At 49.9% G+C, this 25,581-nt stretch carries 23 protein-coding genes, 1 pseudogene and 2 other annotated features (1 of these 26 only partly in view); of the genes and pseudogenes, 8 read left to right on the top strand and 16 right to left on the bottom strand.

Going from position 1 to position 25,581, the window contains the following annotated elements:
* Positions 1 to 39: a binding site (T-box leader), on the bottom strand; it reaches 307 nt to the left of the window's first position.
* A 53-nt stretch (positions 40 to 92) separates the two neighbouring features.
* From mreD to ezrA, 9 genes are all read right to left on the bottom strand, one after another.
* The gene (gene mreD, locus CK797_RS07110) at positions 93 to 629 is read right to left on the bottom strand and encodes a rod shape-determining protein MreD (RefSeq protein WP_104689066.1); all 537 of its coding nucleotides are present in this window, start codon (positions 627 to 629) and stop codon (positions 93 to 95) included.
* 6 nt (positions 630 to 635) lie between these two features.
* Positions 636 to 1,490: a rod shape-determining protein MreC gene (gene mreC, locus CK797_RS07105; RefSeq protein ID WP_104689065.1), complete on the bottom strand. Its 855-nt coding sequence runs from the start codon at positions 1,488 to 1,490 to the stop codon at positions 636 to 638.
* A gap of 110 nt (positions 1,491 to 1,600) precedes the next feature.
* Positions 1,601 to 2,605 (bottom strand): rod shape-determining protein, encoded by a 1,005-nt coding sequence (locus CK797_RS07100; RefSeq protein ID WP_104689064.1) that lies wholly within the window; start codon positions 2,603 to 2,605, stop codon positions 1,601 to 1,603.
* A 155-nt stretch (positions 2,606 to 2,760) separates the two neighbouring features.
* The gene (locus tag CK797_RS07095) at positions 2,761 to 3,357 is read right to left on the bottom strand and encodes a JAB domain-containing protein (protein WP_225365040.1); all 597 of its coding nucleotides are present in this window, start codon (positions 3,355 to 3,357) and stop codon (positions 2,761 to 2,763) included.
* A gap of 55 nt (positions 3,358 to 3,412) precedes the next feature.
* Complete coding sequence (locus tag CK797_RS07090) at positions 3,413 to 4,726, bottom strand: bifunctional folylpolyglutamate synthase/dihydrofolate synthase (protein ID WP_104689062.1); 1,314 nt, start codon at positions 4,724 to 4,726, stop codon at positions 3,413 to 3,415.
* A gap of 70 nt (positions 4,727 to 4,796) precedes the next feature.
* Positions 4,797 to 7,454 carry a valine--tRNA ligase gene (locus tag CK797_RS07085; RefSeq protein ID WP_104689061.1) on the bottom strand — a complete coding sequence of 886 codons (2,658 nt, stop codon included), beginning with the start codon at positions 7,452 to 7,454 and terminating at the stop codon, positions 4,797 to 4,799.
* 82 nt (positions 7,455 to 7,536) lie between these two features.
* Positions 7,537 to 7,754: a binding site (T-box leader), on the bottom strand.
* A 45-nt stretch (positions 7,755 to 7,799) separates the two neighbouring features.
* Positions 7,800 to 9,020 (bottom strand): tRNA uracil 4-sulfurtransferase ThiI, encoded by a 1,221-nt coding sequence (gene thiI, locus CK797_RS07080; RefSeq protein WP_104689060.1) that lies wholly within the window; start codon positions 9,018 to 9,020, stop codon positions 7,800 to 7,802.
* Between the two features lie 33 nt (positions 9,021 to 9,053).
* On the bottom strand, positions 9,054 to 10,202 hold the full coding sequence (locus tag CK797_RS07075; protein WP_104689059.1) for a cysteine desulfurase family protein: 1,149 nt from the start codon (positions 10,200 to 10,202) through the stop codon (positions 9,054 to 9,056).
* Between the two features lie 200 nt (positions 10,203 to 10,402).
* Positions 10,403 to 12,100, bottom strand: a complete 1,698-nt coding sequence (gene ezrA, locus CK797_RS07070; protein WP_104689058.1) for a septation ring formation regulator EzrA — start codon at positions 12,098 to 12,100, stop codon at positions 10,403 to 10,405.
* Between the two features lie 316 nt (positions 12,101 to 12,416).
* Here ezrA and rpsD point away from each other — a divergent pair, with 316 nt between their 5' ends.
* The gene (rpsD, locus tag CK797_RS07065) at positions 12,417 to 13,022 is read left to right on the top strand and encodes a 30S ribosomal protein S4 (protein WP_104689057.1); all 606 of its coding nucleotides are present in this window, start codon (positions 12,417 to 12,419) and stop codon (positions 13,020 to 13,022) included.
* A gap of 46 nt (positions 13,023 to 13,068) precedes the next feature.
* On the opposite strand, the gene yaaA is transcribed toward rpsD, so the two are convergent.
* On the bottom strand, positions 13,069 to 13,812 hold the full coding sequence (gene yaaA / locus CK797_RS07060; protein WP_104689056.1) for a peroxide stress protein YaaA: 744 nt from the start codon (positions 13,810 to 13,812) through the stop codon (positions 13,069 to 13,071).
* A 256-nt stretch (positions 13,813 to 14,068) separates the two neighbouring features.
* Here yaaA and CK797_RS07055 point away from each other — a divergent pair, with 256 nt between their 5' ends.
* From CK797_RS07055 to CK797_RS07025, 7 genes are all read left to right on the top strand, one after another.
* Positions 14,069 to 14,809: a fructose permease gene (locus CK797_RS07055; RefSeq protein WP_104689055.1), complete on the top strand. Its 741-nt coding sequence runs from the start codon at positions 14,069 to 14,071 to the stop codon at positions 14,807 to 14,809.
* A gap of 108 nt (positions 14,810 to 14,917) precedes the next feature.
* On the top strand, positions 14,918 to 15,409 hold the full coding sequence (locus CK797_RS07050; protein WP_104689054.1) for a YueI family protein: 492 nt from the start codon (positions 14,918 to 14,920) through the stop codon (positions 15,407 to 15,409).
* A complete protein-coding gene (locus tag CK797_RS07045) occupies positions 15,409 to 16,713 on the top strand; it encodes a replication-associated recombination protein A (protein ID WP_104689053.1) in 1,305 nt (434 codons plus the stop codon). Before CK797_RS07050 ends, CK797_RS07045 begins: the two co-directional genes overlap by 1 nt.
* A gap of 294 nt (positions 16,714 to 17,007) precedes the next feature.
* Entirely contained in the window at positions 17,008 to 17,301 is a 294-nt protein-coding gene (locus CK797_RS07040) for a hypothetical protein (protein WP_104689052.1), read from the top strand.
* A gap of 67 nt (positions 17,302 to 17,368) precedes the next feature.
* Positions 17,369 to 17,860 carry a universal stress protein gene (locus tag CK797_RS07035; RefSeq protein WP_104689051.1) on the top strand — a complete coding sequence of 164 codons (492 nt, stop codon included), beginning with the start codon at positions 17,369 to 17,371 and terminating at the stop codon, positions 17,858 to 17,860.
* A gap of 57 nt (positions 17,861 to 17,917) precedes the next feature.
* Positions 17,918 to 19,039 (top strand): GntR family transcriptional regulator, encoded by a 1,122-nt coding sequence (locus CK797_RS07030; protein WP_104689050.1) that lies wholly within the window; start codon positions 17,918 to 17,920, stop codon positions 19,037 to 19,039.
* 15 nt (positions 19,040 to 19,054) lie between these two features.
* Entirely contained in the window at positions 19,055 to 19,897 is an 843-nt protein-coding gene (locus CK797_RS07025) for an aldo/keto reductase (RefSeq protein ID WP_104689049.1), read from the top strand.
* Between the two features lie 42 nt (positions 19,898 to 19,939).
* Here CK797_RS07025 and CK797_RS07020 read toward each other — a convergent pair whose 3' ends face one another.
* The 6 genes and pseudogenes from CK797_RS07020 to CK797_RS06995 all read right to left on the bottom strand — a co-directional run bounded on the left by CK797_RS07020 (position 19,940) and on the right by CK797_RS06995 (position 25,567).
* Positions 19,940 to 20,509: a sugar O-acetyltransferase gene (locus tag CK797_RS07020; protein ID WP_104689048.1), complete on the bottom strand. Its 570-nt coding sequence runs from the start codon at positions 20,507 to 20,509 to the stop codon at positions 19,940 to 19,942.
* A gap of 97 nt (positions 20,510 to 20,606) precedes the next feature.
* Positions 20,607 to 22,031 carry an L-arabinose isomerase gene (gene araA / locus CK797_RS07015; RefSeq protein WP_104689047.1) on the bottom strand — a complete coding sequence of 475 codons (1,425 nt, stop codon included), beginning with the start codon at positions 22,029 to 22,031 and terminating at the stop codon, positions 20,607 to 20,609.
* A 45-nt stretch (positions 22,032 to 22,076) separates the two neighbouring features.
* A complete protein-coding gene (locus tag CK797_RS07010) occupies positions 22,077 to 22,805 on the bottom strand; it encodes an L-ribulose-5-phosphate 4-epimerase (RefSeq protein WP_104689046.1) in 729 nt (242 codons plus the stop codon).
* Between the two features lies 1 nt (position 22,806).
* Positions 22,807 to 24,420 (bottom strand): xylulokinase, encoded by a 1,614-nt coding sequence (locus CK797_RS07005; protein ID WP_104689045.1) that lies wholly within the window; start codon positions 24,418 to 24,420, stop codon positions 22,807 to 22,809.
* A gap of 15 nt (positions 24,421 to 24,435) precedes the next feature.
* Positions 24,436 to 25,410 (bottom strand): annotated as a pseudogene (locus CK797_RS07000) (sugar porter family MFS transporter); the annotation flags it as partial.
* 43 nt (positions 25,411 to 25,453) lie between these two features.
* Positions 25,454 to 25,567, bottom strand: coding sequence for an IS3 family transposase (locus tag CK797_RS06995; protein WP_225365041.1), 114 nt, complete (start codon positions 25,565 to 25,567; stop codon positions 25,454 to 25,456).
* Positions 25,568 to 25,581 lie beyond the last annotated feature (14 nt).

Genomic DNA, 25,581 nt, shown 5'->3' with positions numbered 1-25,581 from the left:
CAACTAATGCTACCCTACTAGTCTGTTCATTGTCGTTCGTGATATTGATTGTTTTGTATCTTACACGCTTCTCAGTAACTTGTCAAGACCGTTTAGGCCGTTTTTTCGCTGGTAGCCCAGTTAAAGATTGCTCGGATGGGCCAATAGAGAACCACAAAGTACACTAGGTTTAATGCCAGGGTTGGTGCCAGGACATAGACTAAGTAATCACCGAACGTGGTTGACGTAATCCCGACTAGCGAGTAAGCCCAGTAATTGAGGGTGATAAAAACAACCAAGTCAATGAAGAAAATCATGATCATCGACAGAAACGACGAGGAAAAGTACTTCGACAGGATGGTCGTCAGCCCCACAATGCACGGAAATAGGAACATATACAAGCCGAGGATTCCCGACCCATACAAGTCTGCCACAATCCCTGCGGCCGCTGCGAACGGGATCAGTGGAATCTCAATGCCATTCTCAAAGAAATAGGCCAAAGTCAGCCATAAAAGAACCAGTTCACTGGCCATTGAATAGGGATAGTGGAAAAACAGCGGTGCCCAGACGTGGCTTAGCGCACCATCCAGAAACAGGCACACAAACAAGCCCACGGGAAAAACGTATTTTAATCGTGATAATCGATACATGCTTCATCACTCCTGAGATGCCGATTCAGCAACCGTAACGATGTTAATATCATTAAAGTTTGCTGCCGGAGTAATATAAACCTTCTGAGCCAGGCCATAATCATCCTTGCCGATCCGAGAAACCTTGCCGACGTATAGACCTTTAGGCGTAATTCCACCCATACCGTTGGTGGTTACCCGAGCCCCCTTCTTGATCTTAGCCTTGGAGCTGACCTGCCCCATAACCAGTTCATTGCGGGAGGCGTTATAGCCAGTGATGATCCCATTAACAACCCCGTCCGTACCGTGAATGGAGATGGCGAACCGATTAGATGATTCGCTAGTGTCGCTGAGCAATTCGACCTTACTGTTAGTCTTGTTAACCTCGGCCACTCGACCGATTAGGCCGCCATCACTCATAACCGGCATATTTTTCTTAATGCCACTGGACTGACCCTTGTTGATCACAAGCTGTTGCTGCCAGGCCGACGGGGTCCGCATCAGAACAGCAGCCGTAACCGTATCGTAATCAGTCATTGAACTGTTAAGTTTGAGCTCTTGCTTTAGTTGTTTATTTTCATGAGCCAAGGCCTGGTTCCGCACCTTTGTCTGGGCGAGGTCCGTAACCTGTTGCTTCAGCTCCCGGTTTTCTGAGTAAGTATTCATCAGGTCGTTGACCGAACTGAAACTGGTCTGGAGCCAATTAACCGGTAGGGCAACGGCACTATCTGCAAAGCCGATAATGTCATTGCCAAACTGCTGGATCAATGGCGGCGTATTCCGCCGGTTACGCATAGCAACCGACCCCGCCATCAGGCCAAAGCAGACCACCAGAATTATCACAATGATAACCAACCGGCGATTGGAAAAGAACTTGCGCATGATAATCCTCCAAATGCAATTTACCAAATAACAAAAGCGCGGCTAGACAAAACAAATCGTTTTGCGACCAGCCCCGCCTACTTACCGGGCAGACCACTACCCGATTTTGATTACTTCTTCTTCATTACGTCAATACTCTTAAGGGATTCACCAGTCCCAATTGCCACACAATCAAGCGGATCGTTGGCAATAAAGACTGGGACCTTCGTGGCATCCGCAATTACATCTGGCAGGTGTTTCAACAACGCACCCCCACCGGTGAGCACAATCCCATGATCGATTACATCAGCGGCAATTTCTGGCGACGTCTCTTCCAGCGTCCCTTTGATAGCGGTAATAATATTTTCAACCACGTCTTGAAGGGCAATGGAAACATCCTTAGCTGAAACCTCCATCGTCTTTGGCAGGCCGGTAACCAGATCCCGTCCGCGAATCTCAGTCGTACCCATCTCATCAGCAGCTTCAACGGAGGCTGAACCGATGTCCCACTTAAGCTTCTCGGACGTCCGTTCACCGATCAAAAGGTTCTTGTTTTGGCGAACATATTGGGCAATGGCATCGTTCATCTTGTCACCAGCCATCCGAATAGACCGGCTCGAAACGATTCCTCCCAGTGAGATCGTAGCAACATCAGTGGTCCCGCCACCAATATCAACAACCATACTACCAGTTGGATCCATTACGGGAAGACCAGCACCGATAGCGGCCGCAAACGGTTCCTCGATGACGTAGGCATCACGGGCACCAGCCACCCGGGTAGCGTCAATGACCGCCCGCTTTTCGACCTCGGTGATACCACTTGGAACACAAACCATCACGTATGGCTTGCCATTGCTACCGCCCAGGGCCTTTTCAATGTAGTATTTCATCATAGCAACGGTCGTATCGTAATCAGCAATAACCCCGTCTTTCATCGGCCGAATAGCCACGATGCTCTCAGGTGTCCGACCGATCATGTCACGAGCGTCTGAACCGACGGAGATCACTTCATTAGTCTTGGCATTACGCGCAACAACCGATGGCTCACGCAGCACAATTCCCTTACCCTCAAGGTAAACGATTGTGTTGGCAGTCCCCAGGTCGATTCCTAGATTTTTGGTTCCAATTCCTAGCAATCTACTTCTTCCCTTCGTTTTTAACTGATAAATTCAATTTAATATCGTGGATATTATACCATAGCCAGTAACGACATACGAACATTAATATACATTATCGGCACCTAGGAAAGAGATTTTTCTAGAGAAATTAAAGTTTTCTTTAACTTTACACCCTAGTGTTGCTGTTCACGCCAACTGTAGTAGCAGTCATGACCGACAATCATGAAATCCAGCACCTGGATTCCCAAAAGATGGCCCCCCTGCTCAAGACGCTTTGCAAAAGCCAGGTCCTGTGCTGAGGGCTTGACGTCCCCTGATGGATGGTTATGAATCATCACCAGGCCGCTGGCCGAACAACGCAGGGCCTGCTTGAAAATCTGATCCGGGTATAAGACACACTCACTGCACCCACCGATAAACATCCGCTTGAACTTGATAATTTCGTTATGAACATTAGTGAAGGCCACACAGACGCTCTCCTGCTCATCACCGGTAAAATGATCAATCATCGCCTGGCCCAATTCCATGCTGGAATAGGCATACCCTTCCACAGCTGGGTGAGCCCGAGCCAGCAATTCTCCCAGCTGAACGGCGGCAAAGAATGCCGTCAGGGTTGTACTGCCCTGACAAAGGCTGATTCGCTCGTCTTCAGTCATCTCGCGGAGGGCCAGCGGCGTCGGGTAATGGTCCAGTATATAGCGATAGCCAGGCTCATCACCGATTGTTGCATTGGGAATGCTATACCTCAACAATTCCTGGTATTCATTCATGTTCATCGCTCCTTTATATTTATCTGCTCACTAGATAAATACGGCAACAGGACAATTAGTCGTCAAATAAGCGGCGCACATCCGAGATAAAGTAGAGCGACCCCGTCACAATCATAACGTCTTCTGCACTAAGCTGGCTAGCAACCTGCGAAAAGCCAGCCTGCCAGTTAGTCGCCACGTGGATCGGGTAGCGGCTGGATAAGCGGTCAGCCACCGCTGCTAGATCGGCACTGGGCCGTTTGGGCCCAGGGCCAGCAAAATTAGTGACGGTCAGGTGGACATTGCCCAGACTAGCTAACTCACCCAGCATCAGGTCATACTGCTTATCGGCCAAAATGGCAACCAAGATGTAGACGTCACGATCGGCAAAATCATCCCGGATCGACGCTACCAGTGCCTGCATTCCCGGCAGGTTGTGAGCCCCATCAAGAAGAACCAGTGGCGTGGTGTTGACGATCTCCATCCTGCCTGGCCATTGACTAGCGGCCAGTCCCTGCCGCAAGGCTGCCTGATCAAGTGGCACCCCGATAGCCTTCAGAAAAAGCTGGGCCGCTGTCAGGGCAATTGCCGCGTTTTCTACCTGGTAATCCCCCGCCAGGCCAAGTTGAAAGTGACCGTGGTGGATTGACCCACCGTCGTACTGTAACTGGGCCCGCAAGCCATGACCGTTAAGCTTGAGTGCCGCGAAGTCTTCACCAAATTCGTATAGTCGTGCACCTAGCCGTTGAGCCGTTTGAGCAACGACTTTACGAGCAGACGCCGGCAGCGCCCCAATAACCACCGGAACTCCCGGCTTGATGATTCCGGCCTTCTGAGCCGCAATCGCTGACAGGGTATTGCCAAGATACTTCATATGGTCCCAACCAACCGTGGTGATCACACTGACGTCAGGAATGATTACATTGGTAGAGTCATACAGCCCACCGATGCCAACCTCTAGCAGGACAACATCCGGTCTTTTCTCGGCCATATAGCAGAACATCAAGGCAGTATCGATCTCAAACTCAGTTGGTCCACCAGTCGGCAGCTCACGGTCCAGCTTGGCGACTATCGGCTCCAAGCGCTGGGTCAACCGCACCAAATCAGCATCACTGATCTGGGTAGCGTTGTACTCAATCCGTTCGTTAAAGCGAGTGATGAAGGGTGAGGTAAAGCTACCGACCGTCAGGCCACAATCGAGCAGCATTGCCCGCAGCATCGCCACTGTCGATCCCTTTCCGTTAGTCCCGGTCACATGGATGTAGTGCAGGCCAGCCTGAGGGTTACCCAATTCAGCTAAAAAGCGCCGCATCCGTTTGAGGGTGGGAATCTTCTTGAATTTCGTCCGCCCGTGAATAAAAGCAAGGGCGTCGGCGTAGTTTTGAATCATTATCTTATCCCCTTCAATAAAAAAAGATGGTTGTAATACTGAAATGGTACCACAATCATCTTTTAGTTGGTTAGGCTTCTTCTAGCGAAGCGAGGCGTTCCTTGGCCGAATCAAGCTTCTGCTGCCATTCAACGGCCTTTTGCTTCTCTGCTTCAACAACCTTTTCTGGCGCGTTGTTGACAAACTTTTCGTTGCCCAGCTTCTTTTGGGAGCGCTGCACTTCCTTTTCAAGCTTAGCAATCTCTTTCTTCATCTTAGCCCGTTCTTCATCCAAGTCGACCAATTCGGCCATTGGGATGTATACCTCAGCCCCAGCCAAGATACCAGACATAGCCAGTTTTGGAGCCTGAACATCGGTACTGATGGTCAGCTCAGCCGGATGACAGAAGCGGTCGATGTAGTCCCGATTGGCATTAAGCATGTCACCAAGGTGCTGATTATCAACCTTGACCAGAATGTCGACCGGCTTAGACATCGGTGCGTTGGCCTCATTCCGGATGTTCCGAACGGCCTTAATCATTGCAATCAGGTTGCTCATCTGCTCGGTGGCAACAGGGTCATTAAGGGCGGCATCTGCCACTGGGTACTTGGCCACCATGATCGACTTGCCTTCGTGTGGCATCGATAACCAAAGCTTTTCGGTAACGAACGGCATGATCGGGTGCATCAGCTTCAAGGTCTGATCTAAGACGTAACCTAGAATATTCTTAGTGTCGGCCTTCTCTTCATCCGTTCCATTGTTGAGCTTCTCCTTGGTCATTTCGATGTACCAGTCGCAGAAGTCATTCCAGATGAAGTTGTACAGGGCCCGACCAGCCTCGCCGAATTCAAACTTGTCAAACTGCTCGTTGACCTGCTTAATAGTAGCGTTCAACCGGCTGAGGATCCAGCGATCAGCCAGGTCCCACTTAGATTTGTCGGGCAGAACCGGTGCCGCCATGTCACCAAGGTTCATGATGACATAACGACTAGCATTCCAGATCTTATTGATGAAGTTCCAGGCCGCATCCATCTTGGTGTAGGAGAAACGGATGTCCTGACCCGGTGTCGATCCGGTGATCAGGAACCACCGTAGAGCATCGACCCCGTACTTCTTGATAACGTCCATTGGGTCGATCCCGTTACCCAGAGACTTACTCATCTTCCGGCCCTGCTCGTCACGGATCAAACCATGCAGGAGGACATTCTTAAACGGGGCCTTGCCGGTGAATTCCAGGGATTGGAAGATCATCCGGGATACCCAGAAGAAGATGATGTCATAGCCAGTAACCAGGGTACTAGTCGGGAAGTAACGCTTGTAGTCCGGTGAATCGGTGTCTGGCCAGCCCATCGTTGAGAATGGCCACAAACCGCTACTGAACCATGTATCCAGCACATCGGTATCCTGAGTCCAGTTCTCGGCATCCTTTGGTGCTTCCATGCCAACATAGACTTCGCCAGTCTTCTTGTGGTACCAAGCCGGGATTCGGTGCCCCCACCAGAGCTGCCGTGAAATAACCCAGTCGTGAACATTTTCCATCCATTGAGTGAAGGTGTGCTCGAACCGCCCTGGAATGAAGTTAACCTTGTCGGCCGTCTTCTGGTTATCAAGGGCCAGCTTAGCCAGTGGCTTCATCTTGACGAACCACTGGGTAGACAGACGAGCCTCCACTTGGACGCCGGTCCGCTCAGAGTGACCAACGGAATGGACGATTGGAACAACCTTGAGCATGTAGCCCTGGTCGGTCAGATCCTTAACCATTGCCTCGCGGGCCGCAAACCGATCCAACCCCTGGTACTTACCAGCGTTCTCGTTCATCGAGGCGTCTTCATTCATTGTGTTCAGTTCTGGCAGATTATGACGCTTCCCAACCTTAAAATCATTCGGGTCGTGTGCCGGGGTGATCTTAACCATCCCAGTCCCGAAGTCCGGTGTTACATAATCGTCAGCGATAATTTCAATCTCCCGGTCAACCAGTGGAACCCGGACGTGCTTACCGACCAGTTCCTTATAACGGTCGTCATTCGGGTTGACAGCAACAGCTTCATCACCAAACATGGTCTCCGGCCGGGTCGTGGCAATCTCAATGTAGTCCTTGCCGTTAAAGGTCGTCCCGTCGGTAAATGGGTACTTAACGTGGTAGAACGCCCCCTTATCATCCTTGTGGATAACCTCAATGTCAGATAGGGCCGTTCGTGCTTGCGGGTCCCAGTTGATAATGTAGGTTCCCCGGTAGATCAGACCCTTGTTATAGAGATCAACAAAGACCTTGCGTACCGCCTTATTCAGCCCTTCATCCAGGGTAAAGCGTTCACGGTCGTAGTCAACGGAAATCCCGAGCTTGGCCCACTGCTTATGGATAATATCGGCGTACTCGTCCTTCCAGTCCCAGACCTGTTGAACAAACTTTTCCCGACCGAGGTCGTAACGGGAAATTCCCTGCTTGCGTAAGCGGGCCTCAACCTTCGCCTGAGTAGCAATCCCGGCATGGTCCATCCCCGGTAACCAGAGGACATCATAACCCTGCATCCGTTTCTGACGGATCAGCATATCCTGCAGGGTGGTGTCCCAGGCATGGCCCAGGTGCAACTTTCCAGTAACATTCGGCGGTGGAATAACAATCGAATATGGGTGAGCCTTCTTGTTGCCACTCGGCTTGAAGAGGCCTTGGTCAATCCACCATTGGTAACGACCGGCTTCAACGGCGGTCGGATCATACTTTGTTGACATTTCCTTATCGGCTGTCATCGTATAATCGCTCCTTTCAAATTACAAAGTTAAGTTTCTGAGTATAAAAACGGTAACCAAATAAAAATCGCCCTATCTAAACAGATAGGACGATTGATTTCGCGGTACCACCTACGTTGAGCAGTCTTAGTGGACTGCCCCCCTTGTTCATTTAATAACGGTAAATGAACCGGGTCTGCCTACTGAATTTCAACAAACCAGCTCCCGAGCTACATTCGCGAAGCTGATCCAGGTCTTTCCAGCAGCAACCCTCTCTGGTGAATCGTAGTACTCCGTTACTATTTCGGTCATCGCTTATATTATGCTTGTATCATAGCTAAATTATTGCTGAGCGTCAAGCGCCGATTATAGCAATTCAGCAAAAACGTCCTCGTTTTGATTGAGGAAGTCCTCACCTGGGTGGATGTTGGTGATCTTGATACCATCCAGCGACCGCTTCATCAGACCGTCGATATCCAGACGCTGCTCGTACTTGCGAGCCCGCTCTACGCTTGGCCGAGTCTTTGGCGATGGCGGCGTGAAGACCGTACAGCAGTCCTCATATGGCAGAATAGAAAGATCATAGGTGCCGATCTGCTCGGCGATCTTAATAATCTCAGTCTTATCATAGGAAAGGACCGGCCGCAACACTGGGTAGGTCGTAACGTCATTAATTGCTAACATACTCTCCATTGTCTGGGAAGCCACCTGACCGAGAGACTCCCCATTAAAGATTGCCAGACCGTGGCGTTTAACCATTAGGGCAGCTGCCAAACGAAGCATCATTCGTCGCTGAACCGTCATCAGATAACCCTCAGGAACCTTCTCCTTAACGGTTTCCTGGATTTCGGCGAATGGTACCTGGATAAAGCGGATGTTACCACTATACTTAGCCAACCGCTCCGTCAGCTGCTGAGCCTTGGCCAACGCTTGTGGACTGGTGTACGGCGGACTATAGAAGTGGACCATCTCCAAGGAAACGCCCCGCTTCATCGCCAGGTAGGCAGCCACTGGAGAGTCAATCCCTCCGGACATCATCATCATGCCCTTGCCAGCGGTACCAACCGGCATTCCACCAGCCCCCTTGATCGTCTCACTGGATAGGTAGATTCCGTTAAGCCGAATCTCAACCCGCAGTGTCAAGTCCGGGTGGTGAACATCAACCTTCAGCTTATCGGGGAACTTCGCCAACAGGTACCCCCCTAGTTGGTTGTTCATTCCGAAGGTGTCTAATTCAAAGTGGTGATCTGACCGCCGTGTCTCAACCTTAAAGGTGATTGGATGATCGACCTGTTCTTCGATCATCTGGGCAGCCGCCTTGGCTGTGGCGTCAAAAGATTTTTCCACCCGGATCGATGGCGAAAAGTTCTGGATCCCAAAGACCAGCTTTAACCGGTCCATCACCTGGTCATAGTCCGCACCGTTGAGCTCAACGTGCAAACGATCTCGCTGGGCGTGAACTTTGACCTGATCAAAGCTATGCAGGGCGTGCCGAACATTGTCACCCAAACGGTCGATGAATGACTTCTTATTATGACCCTTGGTGGATAGCTCGCCATAACGAACCATAATTTCGGTATATTGCATGTGTAATTCCTCCTTTCAAGCGTTATTTTCTAACTAATCAATAATCTTTTGAAAACCAGCATAAAGCTCATCGAAAACCTGATTAAACTGGTCAGCTTCCGCCAGGGTATTCTGATCACCGAGGCTGATCCGAACTGCACTGGTAGCAATCTCCTCAGGGACCTTCATCGCAGCCAGAGTCCCCGCCTCAGAATGCTTTTTCGAAGAGCAGGCGCTGGTCGTAGAAATGTAGATACCCTTATCTTCGAAGGCATGAACGATTGTCTCGCCCCGAACACCGGGAATGGCGAAGCAAAGAACATGTGGAGCAAAGCCCTTATCCCGACCGGAGATCAGCTCGACATGATCAAAACGACGAAGGTGGTCGTAAATCCGTTCCTTAATGGCTTGCTCACGCTTAACGGCCGCCGCCTCATTCTCCTTGACCAATCGAATAGCCCGGGCCATGGCGACGTCCCCCGGCGTGTTTTCAGTACCACTGCGCATTGTTCGCTCTTGACCACCACCGGCAACTAGTGGAGCCAGCTTCCGCCCGCTTTTCATGTAGACAAAGCCCGTACCACGCGGGGCGTGAAACTTATGACCAGAGAAGGTGGCAAAGTCAACCCGATCGCTGAAGACCAGGTCATCGATTCCCTTGCCGATAGCCTGCACTGCATCCACCATGTAGTGGATATTAGGGTAATCCTTCAAGATCTCACCAACCTCTTTAATCGGTTGGATTGTCCCAATTTCATTGTTAACCGCCATGATTGAAACTAGGATGGTATCGGGACGGATGGCAGCCTTGACATCGGCCGGATTAATCCGGCCCGCTCGGTCAACCGGCAGATAGGTAATATCAAAGCCTAACTCCCTCAGCTGCTCCATCGGGTTGTGGACCGCCGCATGTTCTACACTGGTAGTAATGATGTGCTTGCCGAAGCGGTGCTTGGCCATCGCGGTTCCCTTGATTACCCAGTTATCACCCTCGGAGCCACCACTGGTGAAAATAATCTCACTGGGCTTGACCCCCATTAGCTTAGCAATTTGCTGCCGGGCCTGTTCCAACAAGTTCCAGGCGTTTTCGCCGAAGTTATGGAGGCTGCTCGGGTTACCCCAGATCTTTTGACTGACCGTATCGTAAGTTTGCAAAACTTCCGGTGCCACCTTCGTTGTAGCACTGTTGTCAAAGTAAATCATTAACTCTGTTCCTTTCATGATAAGTAGTATTGAGCGGGGACACTGGCAAATGAGCTAGTGACGTACCGCAGGATTGGCGAGCATGCCATTGAATAGTTCGACTCTTCTTAAAACGACATTATATTATAGCAGAAAATCAAACACTAGGCATCGAAAAAAGCACGGGGCAAGCAATCATGCTCACACCCGTACCTTAGTAATTATTCATTGATTTCCTGATAATAGCTATCCTCAATCCGCTTGTAGCTACCCGGCTCAGTTTCTTCTAGGGCCGTGGCGATAGCCTCGAGACTGCCGGCGTAGTTATACTGGTCAAATAGCTGCCGTGACTTTTTAGCGGCGGCGGCTACCTTGGTATTACCCGCAAACCGGTTAGCGTATTGCTGCAGTCGCTCGGTCAGTTCAGCACTGTCGCGCAGGTCGTTGGTCTTGTCCTGAAGTTTCTCCAGGTCCGCCTCGACCATAATCAGCTGCTTGGTTACATTATCCATATTAATCTTGTACTCGTTAAGTTCGTTGGCCAGCTTTTTGATTTCATCGCTAACCCCAAAGAAGTAATCCATATACTCCTGGCCGACCCCTGGAAGGTTGAGCTGTTCAACCTGGCGGCGAATCGTTCGAATCTGGACAGAATACTGTCGGAGCATCTTACGGGCCCGTTGCTCATCAGTCTGGAGTTTGGCAACAGCATCGTTAATCTTACCCTGTTCCTGCTCAATAGCGGTCAAGTTATCACGGTTATTCTTTTCCCGGTCGACGATTTGGCTATACACTGCCTGCTGATCACGAATCGCCTGTTGGTCCGCATTGTACTGCTTAACGATTGTCTTGATCTGCTCATTCAGCTGACGAGCCTGTTCAAACTCGTTGTTGTTCATGGTATAACTGAGGCTCAGCCGATCCAGCTCGCCAATCAGTTCGTTATTCTGACGCTGAGCATGTTGGGTAAAGCGCCCCATCATTTCAACCAGGTGGCGAGCCTCATCTTGAGCATCAATTTCCTTTTGCATCACCGCGTAGACGTGGTCAATCTGCGCAGCCAGGTCATCATTGGCCTGCTTAACCACGTCTAATTGAAGGTCATTGAGCTGTTTCAGTGTTGCGTCAACCTTGGTCTGCAGACGCTTAATTTGCTCATCAAGGTCGTCCTCAGTGAAATGATAGTGCTCCGCCGTCAGGGTCTCATAACCACTAGCCAGTTCCTGCAACTGGTCAGGGAACTCGGTTACTAGCGGCTTATAAAGAGGCGGTACCCGCTTGATCTGTGTCGCCAGCTTCTGGTTATCCTGCTGGAGGTCGGTGAGTACCTCCTGGGCGGCATCCTGATCCCCCTTCCTGGTTAACTCAACGAAGTGGTCATACTGTTTCTCTAATTCGGTTAGCTTTTCATTCAGCTTCTTGACACTGTCACCATACTCAAAGCTCTTTTCATTTAATTGTTGGTGAAACTTCTGGTAGTTCTTCTTGATCCGGTCGATGGCCTGCCGGTGGGTCTTGCTCTGCCGCTCAATGTGTTGCAGGGATTGCTCAACCTGCTGGAGAGCCGTCGTAGCCGCAGCCAGGTCGGCGCGCAGGTCATTGACCGGGCCACTGATTGTCAGCAGCTTTGTGGTCCGGGCAGCCTGCTGGAGGTCTTGACCGGTCTCACGGATCGCCTTCAATTGAGGAACGATCTTATCATTATAACGACTCCTTAACTTATCAAATTCCTGCTTGGCGTCCCCAGTTAACTGGAGCTGGTCAGCCTGCTTTAACTGCTCTTCAATCTTCTTATCATGAAGCTGTTGACAGGCGACCACCATTCCCTGTATCTGCTTGAGGACCCGGTGCTGATACCAAACGATGCCACCCAGGATGATGAGAATCACGATCAAAATTACAATTAAAACTTGAAACATTAAAATCTCCACCTACAATTAAATTTGCCTTAATATCAGCTAATACTAAGAAAATTATACCATAGGTTATCCAGGGAGGAATTACAAAAAATCCGCAATTTCCTACAAATTAATTGACGTCGGCCGACCAACCATTGTATACTTATTTTTGTGTAAAATAATGCAGCAGTGAGGGGCAAGCTCGTCAACAGACTGATGCCGAATGGTGTTTTTAGTAACCCAGCTGCAAGGGTGAAAGATTCAAATCAGCCTGCACGAATGCCAAGCTCACATCGGATTATTTTACTCCAACTAAATATATTGGAGGAATTTATTTATGTCTCGTTACACTGGTCCAAGTTGGCGTGTATCTCGTCGTCTTGGTGTTTCACTTTCAGGTACTGGTAAGGAATTAGCACGTCGTCCATACGCTCCTGGTGACCACGGTCGTGATCGTCATGGTAAGCTTTCCGAATATGGTACGCAACTTCGTGAAAAGCAAAAGCTGCGTTTCATGTACGGGATGACGGAACGGCAATTCGCTAACCTGTTCGTTCGTGCCGGCAAGATCAAGGAAGGTACCCACGGTGCTAACTTCATGGCTCTGCTGGAACGTCGTCTGGATAACATGGTTTACCGGTTAGGTTTGGCCACTACTCGTCGGCAAGCTCGTCAACTGGTTAACCATGGTCACATCACTGTTGATGGCAAGCGCGTTGACATCCCTTCATACGAAGTTGATGTTAACCAGGTCATCGGTGTTCGTGAAAAGTCCAAGAACCTGGACATCATCAAGAACGCGGTTGACGCCGTTGTTTCACGTCCATCTTACGTTGACTTCGATGCTGACAAGCTCGAAGGTAAGCTGAACCGGATCCCTGCCCGTGAAGACATGGATGCCGACATCGATGAAGCCCTCATCGTTGAATACTACAACAAGTAAGATTGACTTACTCATAAAAAAGCAGCCCCCTTGTGGAGCTGCTTTTTTATTTGGTAAAGGTTAGTTGGTCGGCTGTCGAGTACTCAGGCCGATATCGGTAATTGGCAACTCTAAAGGCCTTTACTCCCGCTAGATCATGGATATCATTCTCCGCCAGGTAGCGGACCATCTCTCCCCGAGCCATCTTTGCCAAGGTGGCTTTTTGCTTTACCCGACCGCTAACCAACTCACCGAACACGCAAGTCACCAGACGCCGATGCTCAGTCAGGTAGGGAGTCACCGCCCGCTCGTACTTCTTGGAGGCCAGGTTGAGCACCAACTGGTCATCACGATACAAATCGTCGGCAAGCCGGGATCCCCAGAATGCATAAAGATTCTTGCTGCCATCAATCTGGGCGTGGTCCCCCATCCCTAATCGATAGGGAACGACCCCATCAAATGGTCGTAAGAGGCCATAGAAACCGGAGAGAATCCGCAGATTGTTCTCAACATATACCAGTCCCTGATCGCTAAAAACGTCTGGTGCCATGTATTGGTACTGAAGGCCACAGAAGGCCAAGATCGCTGGGGTCAGCTGACGGGTCAGATCCATCTCCTGAACCCGCCGATAGTTGAGAGAAGCCAGTTTGGTGCTGCAGTTCCACCAAAGCCGATGGAGCTCGTCATAAGTCTGGCCCCGCATCCAGTCCAGGATCTTCCTGGTCTGGGGCAGAAATTTCGGCAGGTCTTGGTATGGCAGCGAGTCAGTATCAACCCGCATCGTCCGAGCTGGGGAAATAATAATCTTCATCTCAACACCTCCTCTCTAATTAAGATCCTATCATGTTTAACAAATTTATTTAAAACTTTTTATTCGTGTATATAGTCACGTGTATGTCAACCGGTTAGCATATGCTTCAATAAATATAATTATAATAATCAAATAGTAGTAGCAACTATTATTGACATCAGTGGGTGGACGTTGTAAATTACCATTCGTAACGTGAGTGAAAAAATTCACGAACTGATTGAGAGAGATTAAGAGTAAGAGAAGGAGTGTTTATTTTATGGATAAAGAAATTCCAGTCCATGGCAAAGTCGCCAAGCGAACAATTTCGCTGACGGCTAGCTGGGCCTTTTTTGCATTTTCAATTGTCATTAACTCAATGGGGAACGTTCTGACCCTGGTAACTAGTTCCCACATTCACCCCCAATTCCTGGGGTCCGCTTACTGGACCGCTGCGGAAAATAACCTGGGGATAGCTGTCCTGGGAAACCGGCCAACAACCCTGTTCTGGGCCTTCATGACCCTGGGGATGCTGACCTCAGTTTTAAACGCCATCCTGATGCATAAATGGGATTGGCGGCGAATCGGCGGCAACTTTATCTTCATGTTGCCATTCTCCCTGTTCATTCAGTGGTTCTCAAACATCTTCAACCGGATCATGCCTGATGCCACAACCCTGCCGATGATCATCCTCTACGTGCTGATCAACTTCCTCGGGGTGGCATTCATCGGGACTGCTATCTCGATCTACCAGCGGGCCAACTTGGTTTTGCACCCGGCCGATGACCTTTTCCAGATCATCCGTTTCCGCTACTGCCATGGAAACGCCACTATTGCGATGTGGGCATCCTACATTCCGCCGACAATCATGGCAATCATCGCGGCTTTTATGCAAGGTGGAATCTACAATTTTGGTCTCGGGACTCTGTTTGCTCTGGCCTTTCAGGGAGGCATCACCGGTTGGGCAGACCTGCATATCTTCCCACACCTTAAGCACCAGGCCTTAGACATCGGTAACTAACTTATTTCCTACAAGCAGTCCATCATCGTGGGCTGCTTTTTTCGTATCTCTATCCAGAACTTGTTATAATGAAAACATCACTAGCAAACAGAAAGGATGGTTCAGACAATGGCAGCAAATAACGAAAAATCAGGTACTGAACAGCGGATTGAGAATGCCATCTATGGGACACCGAAGATTAAGCCTGACGAACAGCGCCGGTACCTGGGCACCTTCCGGGAACGGGTCTGCCTGACCATCAGTGTCAAAGAACTGCACGAGCAGAACTGGCAGCCGGCCCTGGTAGCTGAGCTCAAGCGGGGAATTGGTAACCTTGTTTTCTTAAACGGCAACCTCCCCCACGAAGAGATCCACCCTTACCTGCTGGCTACTAATCAGCACGGGGGCTCCTTTACCATGAAAACCGACCCAGAATTTAAGACGGATCCGGACTCTTTAGCGGTCGTAGTCGCCGCTAAAACGGGGGTTTATCAATCGCCAGTCGATGTTGAGAAACGTTACCCCCAATTTAAGGTCGGCCAGCAGCAGGCAACGCCGTCATCTGACGACGAAAAACATGGTTTCTTCTACAAACTCTTTCATCAAAAGGGGGCAGAATAATGCAGCAGCCCCTCGCCTACCGGATGCGGCCCCGTACGCTAGCTGAGGTCGTCGGTCAGCAGCACCTCATCGGCCCCGGTAAGATTATCAATCGGATGGTTAAGGCCCGGATGCTTTCCTCGATGATTCTCTACGGCCCACCCGGTACCGGAAAAACCAGCATCGCCAGTGCCATTGCTGGTTCGACCAAATATGCCTTCCGCAAGCTCAACGCCGCCACCGACACTAAAAAGGATCTCCAGATCGTGGCGGAGGAGGCTAAGATGAGCGGAACAGTGATTCTCCTGCTCGACGAGATCCACCGGCTGGACAAGAGTAAGCAGGACTTCCTTCTCCCCCACTTAGAGAGCGGCCGAATTGTCCTGATCGGCGCTACCACCGAAAATCCCTACATCAGCATCAACCCAGCCATCCGTAGCCGGACTCAAATTTTTCCAGTTCACCCATTGACCGATGCCGACATTAAAGTCGCCATCGAACGGGCCCTCAAGGATGCCGAACGCGGCTTAGGTAAATTGCCGATCGAACTGACTCCAGAAGCCGAGGAACAGCTAGCTACCGCCACCAACGGCGATCTGCGCAGTGCTCTCAACGGCCTGGAATTAGCTGCCAAGTCGACCGATCCAGACGATGATGGGAAAATCCACCTAACCCTGCCAATCATCGAGGAAAGTGTCCAGAAAAAGACTCTCGGGGCAGACAAGGATGGTGACGCTCACTACGACGTCATTTCGGCCTTTCAGAAGTCCATCCGGGGTTCCGACACCGACGCTGCCCTCCACTACCTTGCCCGCCTGGTGGAGACCGGAGACCTCCCGAGCATCGCCCGCCGACTGATGGTGATTGCCTATGAGGATATCGGTCTGGCCAATATGCCGGCCGCCCAGCGTGCGGTAACTGCCGTCCAGGCCGCCGAACGAGTAGGTTTCCCCGAAGCCCGAATTCCTTTGGCTGATGCGGTAATTGAACTCTGTCTATCCCCCAAGTCCAACTCCGGGATCAGTGCAATCGACGCTGCCATCGCTCAGGTTAAGCAAGGCGGCTTCGGCGAAGTTCCCGACCACCTCAAGGACGCCCACTACAAGGGGGCCAGCAAGCTCGGCCACGGTACCGACTACGACTTTCCGCATGACCATCCCCAAGATTGGGTGGCCCAGCAGTATCTCCCCGACCGGATCAAGGATGCCCAGTACTTCCACCCTAAGCAAAATGGTCACTTCGAACAAGCCTTAAATCGTCAATATTGGCAGCTGCGCAAAGCCCAGCACCAAGCCTTGCATGGCCATCACCATCCAGCGAAATAATTGCCTAATTGGATAAAAGATGCTAACATAATAATTGAAAATTCTGTAGTGTACGCGTTGTCTAAACGCAGGTTTGCCTTACAGTCTTTTTACTTTGGGACTAGTGCAGTGTCCTTTTTACAACATGCCTTTTCACTTGGTAGTTGGCGATTGGGCGGCCGGGTCCCACCTGTCTTAAACGCAGGTCAACACTGAATGACAATTAACGGCACCAACGGAGTTTTCGTCCATAACGGCGCGGTGATGATTTATTTTGTCACCGCGCTATTTTTAATACAAAAAGGAATGACTTCGATGCTTTTATCAATCTTTGTAACGCTCTTCGCCCTAATCGCCCTCTTTGAAGGGTGCTACTTCCTTACCCACCTAAACAAACCCTTTATGATCTTTGACCCAGTCAAGAGTCCCTTTGTTCACCGCCAGCTCCAAATCTGGGGTATTATCATGACCATCCTCGGTCTGATCACCCTGGTAGCAGCCTGGACCAATAGCATTGCCTTCATTGTTATCATGGTAGTGTTAGGCTGTGTTCTGGAGACCCAGATGGCCTTTTCCATCACCAGCGAATTTCGTTCAAAGAATCGCTAACATTGCTTTACGCTCATTCTGCGAAAAGTGTATAATAAAGGTAAAGAATTATGAGGAGGCACTAAATATGGCACAAGAATACAAACACATTTTGGTCCCAGTTGATGGATCCGCAGAAGCCGAATTAGCCTTTAAGAAGGCGGTAGCCGTTACCAAGCGGAATGGTGAAGATGCTGAACTGCGGCTGCTCCACGTTGTCGATACGCGGGCATTCCAAAACATCTCCAGCTTCGACACATCAATGGTTGAGCAGGTCACTGATACTGCCAAGAAGACCCTTGATAAGTATGTTGACTACGCCAAGAAGAACGGTGTCCAAAAGGTCAGCTACTCCATCGAATACGGGGCACCAAAGACCATCATCGCCCGGGACGTTCCTAAGGAAATGAACGCTGACCTAATCATGATTGGGGCTACGGGTCTGAACGCGGTTGAGCGAATTCTGATCGGTTCCGTTACTGAATACGTCACCCGGATGGCGATCTGTGATGTCTTAGTTGTTCGGACCGACCTTGACAACAAGCCAATTGAAAACCCCAAGAACAAAAATAAGAAGTAAGGCAAGATAAGTAGTCTTTATCAAAGTGATGCCCCATAATTTTGCTGGACGCGGATTATGGAGCATTTTTTCATCATTAATAAAAGAAGGTGGTTTATTATCGTCGAAACCAAGTATGAAATTGTCAAAGAGACCCTCCGTAAGGAGATCATCGATGGCAAGTACCAGATCAACCAGAAGCTTCCTACTGAAAGTGAATTAATGAAGCGGTTCAACGTCTCCCGCTACACTATCCGCCGGGCCGTGGGTGACTTAGAGAACGAACACTATGTCTACCGCATTCAGGGAGGTGGGATGTTCGTCCAAGACTGGCAACGCGACTGGACCGCCGATGATACTAATAAAGTTATTGGAGTTATCAGTACCCACGTAGCTGACTACATCTTCCCTTCGATCATTTCCGGAATTGATAGTGTCATTAGTGACAAAGGCTACTCAATCATCGTTGGCAATACTCTTAATGATCCCCACCGTGGCCGACAAGCCCTGCTCAACATGCTTGATCTCAAGATTGCCGGATTAATTGTCGAACCATCCCAAAGTGCTCTTCCCAACCCAAATCTTGACCTCTACCGGCAGATAACCGAGTACAAGATTCCCACCATCCTCTTCCACTCAACCTATCCAGAGTTAACTTTCCCCACCCTGCTGACCAGCGATAAGCAGGGTGAACAAAGACTGATTGAATACCTTTTTCAGCTCGGTCACCAACGAATCCTCGGTGTCTTTCAGGTTGACGACCAACAGGGGGTTGACCGGATGCAGGGAATGCTTCAGGCCTACCAGACCGCTGAAATTCCCCTGATGAACAGCAATATCATCATGTACCAATCCGCAGACTCCTACAGTGACATCATCAAACGAGTGGATAATGCCCTGGCCAGCCCGATAACTCCAACGGCGATCGCCTGCTATAATGATCAGCTTGCTACTCACCTAATCGGCCACCTCCAAAAGACCGGTCGGCGGGTTCCCGATGATATCTCCGTAGTGGGCTTTGATAACTATGACATGGCCCAGGTAATCGCACCGACCCTAACAACCGTTGAACACCCGAAGCGCCAACTCGGTCGAGACGCTGGGCAAATGATCCTAAAGATGATCAACGGTGAGGAGGTTACCTCTAAAACCTATGACGTTCCAATGATCATCGGTCACTCCACTAAAAAACTCAAGTAAAGGAAGCAGAAAATATTGAATAATCAAGTTAAAATGCTCACCCTCGCTGATGGCCAACAGATGCCACAGGAGGGTTTTGGGCTCTACAAGGTTCACGGCCAAGAAACCATGAATCAAACCATCAGTGACGCCTACAAGGCCGGCTGTCGACTCTTTGATACTGCCCAGCTCTATAAAAACGAGGCTGAAGTCGGTGTTGCCCTCCATCGGCTTGGCGTCCCCCGTGACCACTTCTTCGTCACCACTAAGATTGCTGAGGTCAACCAAGGCTACCAACGTACAATCGATTCATTCAAGGAATCCCTGCGTAAGCTCCAGTTAGATGCAGTTAACCTCCTTCTGATTCACTGGCCGACAGAGAAACACTTCTTTACTACCTGGCGGGCACTAGAGGACCTCAAGCAGGCTGGATTGACCCGGTCGATCGGCGTCAGCAACTACCAGATGATCCACCTCCAATACCTAGCAACTCAGGCCCATGAGATGCCGGTTGTCAATCAGATTGAACGTCATCCCCTCCTTAACCAGGCGCCTCTGGTCAAATTTGACCGTGACCATCAGATCGTCACCCAAGCCTGGAGCCCGCTTGGTCGAGGCAAGATCCTCGATAACCCGGTTCTGACCCAGATTGCTAAGGTCCATGGCAAGTCACCAGCCCAGGTAATCCTGCGTTGGCACCTGCAGGGCGGGGTTGCCTTCATCCCTAAGTCGGTCCATACCGCACGGATCCAGCAAAACCTTGATATCTATGACTTTTCGTTGACGACTGACGAGATGGCCAAGATCAACCAATTGAACAGCTTCCACCGCTTCGGGAAGGAGCCAGCCCTAGTCTACGAATATAACCAGAAATGGTAATTAACTAAATAAAGGACGTGCATTTTCCGCACGTCCTTTATTTTACTCATGAAATGGATTCTGCTTGATTACCCGGGCTGGATTGCCAGCAATCACGACGTTATCACCAAAGCTCTTGGTAACGACACTACCAGCACCGACAATCACATTATTGCCAAGGGTTACCCCCGGACAGATGATCGCCCCGCCACCAATCCAGGCGTCGTCGCCGATCGTGATATCACGACTCTGCCCATAAGCTCCGTTACGTCGCAGCTTGGGATCTAGGGGATGATTGACGGTATACAACTGAACACGAGGTCCCAGTAGACAATGTTGGCCGATTCGGATTGGACTGACATCCAACATCACACAGTCGTAGTTAGCGAAGAAATCATCGCCGACGTAAATGTTGTAGCCATAATCACACTTGAACTGGGCATGAACTTCACATCCTGTTCCTACTCGGCCAAATAATTGGCGAATCAGTTGCTCACTTTGCTGGGGATCCGTTTCGCCCAAAGCATTGAATTGTTCGACCAGGTCACGAGCCCGACGTCGTTCTTGAACCAGGACAGGGTCATAGACGTTAAATACTTCCCCAGCTAGCATCTTCTCTTTTTCTGTCTTCATTTTGCCTCCTAAAAAAGGTGGATTAGCGTTGCCTCGAGGTTTAACAGCGCGAACCCACCTTTATAATTTTATTGGATTGATTGGAACTTAAGGGAAACTATTCAATGAAGTCAACCGTTACGTCAAGCATTTCAAAGAGGTCCTTGATCTGTTGTGGCGTCAAGGCAAAACTCAGGATGGTGTGGTGACCACCACCGGCGTGCATCCAACGCTTAGCCCCTTCCTTCAGGCCAACCGTTGGTGTCCACAATTGCTTGGCAACTGGAAGGTGTGGCGTTTCAGCCTCTGGCTTGTGGCAGTCAACAGAGTAGCCGATGACCTTGTAGCCGTCGCCAAAGTATGACAGGGTTACGTCAACGGCTTCCCCTTCACGACCGGTGAATACAAGCCGAGCCGGATCGTCCTTACCACCAATGTCCAGTGGGTGAACTTCAACCCGTGGCTTGTCGGAGGCGATGGATGGGTCAACTTCCAACATGTGGGAACCTAAGATAGCCTCGTGACCATGACGAAGGTCCAGGGTGTAGTCTTCCATGAAGGCCGTGGCGTTGTTTTGAGCGGCGATCTTCAGCAGACGGTCCATTCCGGCAGACTTCCAGTCACCTTCAGCACCGAAACCATAACCATCACGCATCAGAAGTTGGGCAGCCAAACCAGGCAGTTCTTCCAGACCGTGCAGGTCTTCGAAGTTGGTAGTGAAACCAGTGTAACCCTTCTCATCCATGAACTTCTTCAGGGCCAGGTATTCGCGAAGTTGGTAACGAACGGAGTGTTCATAGTGTTCCTTTGTGTTGTCACCTTGAACCATGTCATATTGACTAGCAAGTTCCTTGTAAGCAGCATCGATGTCGTCTTCACTGATACCATTGACATATTCTACCAGTTCGCTTACTGGCCAGTAATCAACCGTCCAGCCAAGGAAGATCTGCGCTTCAACCTTATCACCTTCGGTAACGGCTACGTTACGCATCGTGTCACCGAACCGAACAATCTTGATGTTGAAGCTTTCGTTGTAGGCAACCGCTACATTTTGCCAGTCGGCAATTTCCTTTTGAACATCTTCGTCACCCCAGAAGCCATAAACAATCTTATTGTGCTTCTGCAGACGAGCATTAATGTAGGCGTACTCACGATCACCGTGGGCAGATTGGTTCAGGTTCATGTAGTCAAAGTCAATCGTGTCATACGGAATCTTGTTGAGGTATTGGGTTGCCAGGTGCAGCAATGGCTTTTGCAGCAGACGGGTACCACGGATCCAATTCTTGGCTGGAGAGAAGGTGTGCATCCAAGTGATGACACCAGCTACGTTATCATTGTAGTTAGCTTCCTTCATGAACTTCGTGATGCCGTCAGCGGTGGTCATGACACCCTTGAAAACAACCTTATATGGCAGATTGCCGCTAGCGTTGAGCTTTTTGGCAATGTCTTCAGCATCCGCCGCAACGGACTTTAATTGTTCTTCACCGTAAAGGAATTGACTACCGGTAACAAACCAAAATTCGTAATCCTTCATCTTTTGCATAATGTAACACTCCTTAAATTATTTTTATTGTAGCTACCAAAATCATTAAGCACGACTGGCATGGTCCTTAGAATGAGCATTGTTCTGCCCGTAGTAAGCGTTCTTACCATGCTTACGGTAGTAGTGCTTATCCAGAAGATACTGAGGAAGTTCCAAGTTCTTGCGAGTCAACTGCAAGGAGTGGTAGTCTTCTTCAGCAACAACTTCAAGTACCTTAGCGTTATAAACGGCCTTGTCTGGCGTTGGCCCCCAGGTAAAGGGACCGTGTTGGCTAACGAGGGCTGCAGGAACCGCTTCATAATCGAGGCCACGCTCGTTGAAGGTCTTTACAATGGTCTTACCAGTGTTGCCTTCATAGTCTTCCTCAATTTCTTCCTTAGTTAAGGCATCAGCGGCGGGAACATCACCATAGAAGGTGTCCGCATGGGTCGTATTCAGTGCCGGAACATCCATGTTAGCCCCGGCAAAGGCAACTGCCCAAGGTGAGTGAGTGTGCACAATTCCACCAATCTTAGGAAAATGGTTGTAGAGGTAGGTGTGTGTTGGGGTATCACTCGACGGGTTCAAATCCCCCTCGACAACCTCCCCATCCAGGTTAACTACCACCATATCGGATGGCTTGAGGTCCTCATAAGGCACCCCAGACGGCTTGATAACAAAGAGGCCTTTCTCCCGGTCAATCCCGGAAACATTCCCCCAGGTAAAGGTAACCAGCCCCAGCTTGGGGAGCTTCATGTTGGCCTCATACACTTCTTGCTTCAGTTCTTCCAGCATCTCATTTCTTCCCTTCTTCAGTAATGTCTTGACCAGCCAGACTTTCCACCGGCAGGCCAGCTTGATAACGTTTGATAAACTTCTGGTAACCCTTGACACCATCTGGCTCAGGAGTCAGGGTCATGCTCTCAGGATCGTTGAAGACCTCTTCATCCAAGAAGTCGGCCAGAGGCTGTTTGGCACCCGTTTCGGCATACTTGGCAAGAACGGCCATTCCCCATGGACCACCCTCACTGGCGGTATTCATGATCGTGATTGGGATGTTTAAGGCATTGGCCAGAATCTGCTGACCAATAACAGGAGTCCCAAACAGACCACCCTGGGCAATCATGACGTCGGTTTGCACATGCTCCTCATTGAGCAGGATATCCATCCCAATCTTCAGTGGTGCAAATGCCGCATAGAGCTGAGTCAGGAAGAAGTTGGCCAAATTCATCTTAGCGTTAGGCGTCCGGATGAAGAGTGGCCGACCGGCGTCGATTTTAGTAATGTTCTCACCTGAGAGGTAACTGTAGTTGGTCAATCCACCAGCGTCTGGATCGGACTTGACCGTGGCATCAAACAAGGTCTCGTAGAGCTTATTGGTGTCAAGCTTGGCACCAATTGCCTCCGCAAACTCACGGAAGAGGCCCACCCAGGCATTAATGTCAGACGAACAGTTGTTGACGTGAACCATTGCAACCGGATCACCAGTAGGGGTGGTCACAATATCAATGTCACGGTGCAGCTTCTTCAATGGAGCGTCTAGGACATTCATTGAGAAGGCCGATGTACCTACGGAGATATTCCCCGTCCGCTTACGGACACTGTTGGTACCGACCATTCCGGTACCAGCATCCCCTTCTGGTGGTGCCATTAAACTACCGGCTTGCAATTTACCAGTTGGGTCCAACAGCTTAGCTCCAAAATCAGTCAGCTGACCTGCATTATGACCAGCCACAATGACCTCTGGTAACAGATCTGTGATGTTCCATGGATACTTCTGAACTTTTTCCAAAGAACTGAACTTATCTAGAAAATCCTGATTGTAATCTAGCCGCTGACTGTCAATTGGAAAGACCCCGGAGGCATCCCCAATTCCAAGGACCTTGCGCCCTGATAGCTGCCAGTGAACATAGCCAGCCAAAGTTGTAATAAAGGTTACATCCTTAACATGGGGCTCATCATTTAAGATTGCCTGATACAGGTGAGCAATGCTCCATCGTTGCGGAATATTGAAATCGAAGACCTTCGTCAGTTCATCGGCAGCCTGACCGGTAATGTTGTTCCGCCAGGTCCGGAATGGGACCAACAGTTGGCCATCCTTATCAAATGGCAGGTAACCATGCATCATGGCACTAACCCCAATTGAACTAATCTTAGTCAGTGAGGCATGGTAGCGACTCTGCACATCTGCCTGAATCTTAGCGTAGGCGCTTTGAATGCCTTCCCAGACCTGACTCAGTGGATATGTCCAAACACCATTTTCAAATTTGTTCTCCCAGGTGTAACTCCCGGAAGAAACGGTCTCGTAATGTGTATTGATCAGGACGGCCTTAATCCGGGTTGAGCCTAGCTCGATCCCCAGTGAGACCTGACCCTGTTCAATCTGAGTCGCCGTTTCACGTAAATTCATTACTGTTCCTCCTAACTACTTGTGACTGTGCTTAGTACCCGCAGCTTCGATTTCTTCTAGGGTATGACCCCGTGTTTCAGGAACCCGTGTCTTGATGAAGAGAACACCTAACAGACAGATCACCCCGAAGATGGCGAAGACGGCTTCTTGTGGCATGTTCGCTGTCATAATTGGGAAGAGAAGCCCAACCAGCCATGACCCAATCCAGTTGAAGGATGAAGCCAGGCCAGATGCCCGACCACGAATGGCCAGTGGGAAGATCTCACCAACCAGTACCCAGGTTAACGGAGCCCAAGTTGCAGAGTAGAAAGCAACGTAGATACATAAGAAGACCACGATTGTCATTGGGTTCATGTGCGGCATCATCATATTGATAATGGCAGGCAGGATAAAGGAAAGACCCATGACGGTCCCACCAATCATCAGTAGGGAACGCCGGTTAAATTTCTCGGCAATCCACATGTAGACCAGGGAACCAATTACCAAGATGATCCCTTGAATGATTGGCCACATCAGGTTAGACGATGCAGCCTGACCGGTAGCTTTTTGCACGATCAGCGGAATGTAGTAGAAGATGGCGTTAGCACCTTGGAACTGTTGGAAGGCAGCTACACCTACCCCAGCGATAACCAGGTAACGGTACTTGGAACTGAAGAGGGTTGACCAGGATGCCTTGGAATTAGCTTTGGCTTCTTTATCAGCCGTTTCCTTAATGCTCTTAAGTTCGGCATCAATCTCACTTGGGTCCTTACGAATGTAAGTCAGTACCCGGTGAGCAGCTGCCTCGTCACCGTTGCGGAGCAGGAACCGTGGTGATTCCGGCAGACGGAGCACTCCGAGGAAGAGGATCAGTGCTGGTACCGCAGCCATCCCTAGCATCAATCGCCATGCCCATTCACCAGGCAGGTCTTTTAGCAGAAAGTCAACCACGTAGGAAAGCAACATTCCAGAAACAATCATCGTCTGGTTCAAACCGGATAGGCTTCCCCGGCACTAGCGCCTGTCAAGTATACAGTTCAAATAGAAAAATAGTTTATGCGGCTTGAGCGCGGAATTTTTCCGCGGTCAAGCCGTTTTTGGATGTATAAGCTCGTTGAGTGTTGAAATATTTAATAGCTTCCTTTACTGATTGTTCTAATTCCGTCAATGTTTTAGGCCGCG

It is taken from the genome of Limosilactobacillus pontis, assembly GCF_002940945.1.
In the GTDB taxonomy this organism is placed as follows: domain Bacteria; phylum Bacillota; class Bacilli; order Lactobacillales; family Lactobacillaceae; genus Limosilactobacillus; species Limosilactobacillus pontis_A.
Note: the sequence above shows the minus strand (reverse complement) of the source record. Positions and strands in the feature narration are given on the sequence as shown.

Excerpts from the sequence above, each read along its gene's own strand:
- mreD (WP_104689066.1), bottom strand. The coding sequence starts at position 629 with ATGTATCGATTATCACGATTAAAATACGTTTTTCCCGTGGGCTTGTTT.
- mreC (WP_104689065.1), bottom strand. The coding sequence starts at position 1,490 with ATGCGCAAGTTCTTTTCCAATCGCCGGTTGGTTATCATTGTGATAATT.
- CK797_RS07095 (WP_225365040.1), bottom strand. The coding sequence starts at position 3,357 with ATGAATGAATACCAGGAATTGTTGAGGTATAGCATTCCCAATGCAACA.
- CK797_RS07090 (WP_104689062.1), bottom strand. The coding sequence starts at position 4,726 with ATGATTCAAAACTACGCCGACGCCCTTGCTTTTATTCACGGGCGGACG.
- CK797_RS07085 (WP_104689061.1), bottom strand. The coding sequence starts at position 7,454 with ATGACAGCCGATAAGGAAATGTCAACAAAGTATGATCCGACCGCCGTT.
- thiI (WP_104689060.1), bottom strand. The coding sequence starts at position 9,020 with ATGCAATATACCGAAATTATGGTTCGTTATGGCGAGCTATCCACCAAG.
- CK797_RS07075 (WP_104689059.1), bottom strand. The coding sequence starts at position 10,202 with ATGATTTACTTTGACAACAGTGCTACAACGAAGGTGGCACCGGAAGTT.
- ezrA (WP_104689058.1), bottom strand. The coding sequence starts at position 12,100 with ATGTTTCAAGTTTTAATTGTAATTTTGATCGTGATTCTCATCATCCTG.
- rpsD (WP_104689057.1), top strand. The coding sequence starts at position 12,417 with ATGTCTCGTTACACTGGTCCAAGTTGGCGTGTATCTCGTCGTCTTGGT.
- yaaA (WP_104689056.1), bottom strand. The coding sequence starts at position 13,812 with ATGAAGATTATTATTTCCCCAGCTCGGACGATGCGGGTTGATACTGAC.
- CK797_RS07055 (WP_104689055.1), top strand. The coding sequence starts at position 14,069 with ATGGATAAAGAAATTCCAGTCCATGGCAAAGTCGCCAAGCGAACAATT.
- CK797_RS07050 (WP_104689054.1), top strand. The coding sequence starts at position 14,918 with ATGGCAGCAAATAACGAAAAATCAGGTACTGAACAGCGGATTGAGAAT.
- CK797_RS07045 (WP_104689053.1), top strand. The coding sequence starts at position 15,409 with ATGCAGCAGCCCCTCGCCTACCGGATGCGGCCCCGTACGCTAGCTGAG.
- CK797_RS07040 (WP_104689052.1), top strand. The coding sequence starts at position 17,008 with ATGCTTTTATCAATCTTTGTAACGCTCTTCGCCCTAATCGCCCTCTTT.
- CK797_RS07035 (WP_104689051.1), top strand. The coding sequence starts at position 17,369 with ATGGCACAAGAATACAAACACATTTTGGTCCCAGTTGATGGATCCGCA.
- CK797_RS07030 (WP_104689050.1), top strand. The coding sequence starts at position 17,918 with ATGGAGCATTTTTTCATCATTAATAAAAGAAGGTGGTTTATTATCGTC.
- CK797_RS07020 (WP_104689048.1), bottom strand. The coding sequence starts at position 20,509 with ATGAAGACAGAAAAAGAGAAGATGCTAGCTGGGGAAGTATTTAACGTC.
- araA (WP_104689047.1), bottom strand. The coding sequence starts at position 22,031 with ATGCAAAAGATGAAGGATTACGAATTTTGGTTTGTTACCGGTAGTCAA.
- CK797_RS07010 (WP_104689046.1), bottom strand. The coding sequence starts at position 22,805 with ATGCTGGAAGAACTGAAGCAAGAAGTGTATGAGGCCAACATGAAGCTC.
- CK797_RS07005 (WP_104689045.1), bottom strand. The coding sequence starts at position 24,420 with ATGAATTTACGTGAAACGGCGACTCAGATTGAACAGGGTCAGGTCTCA.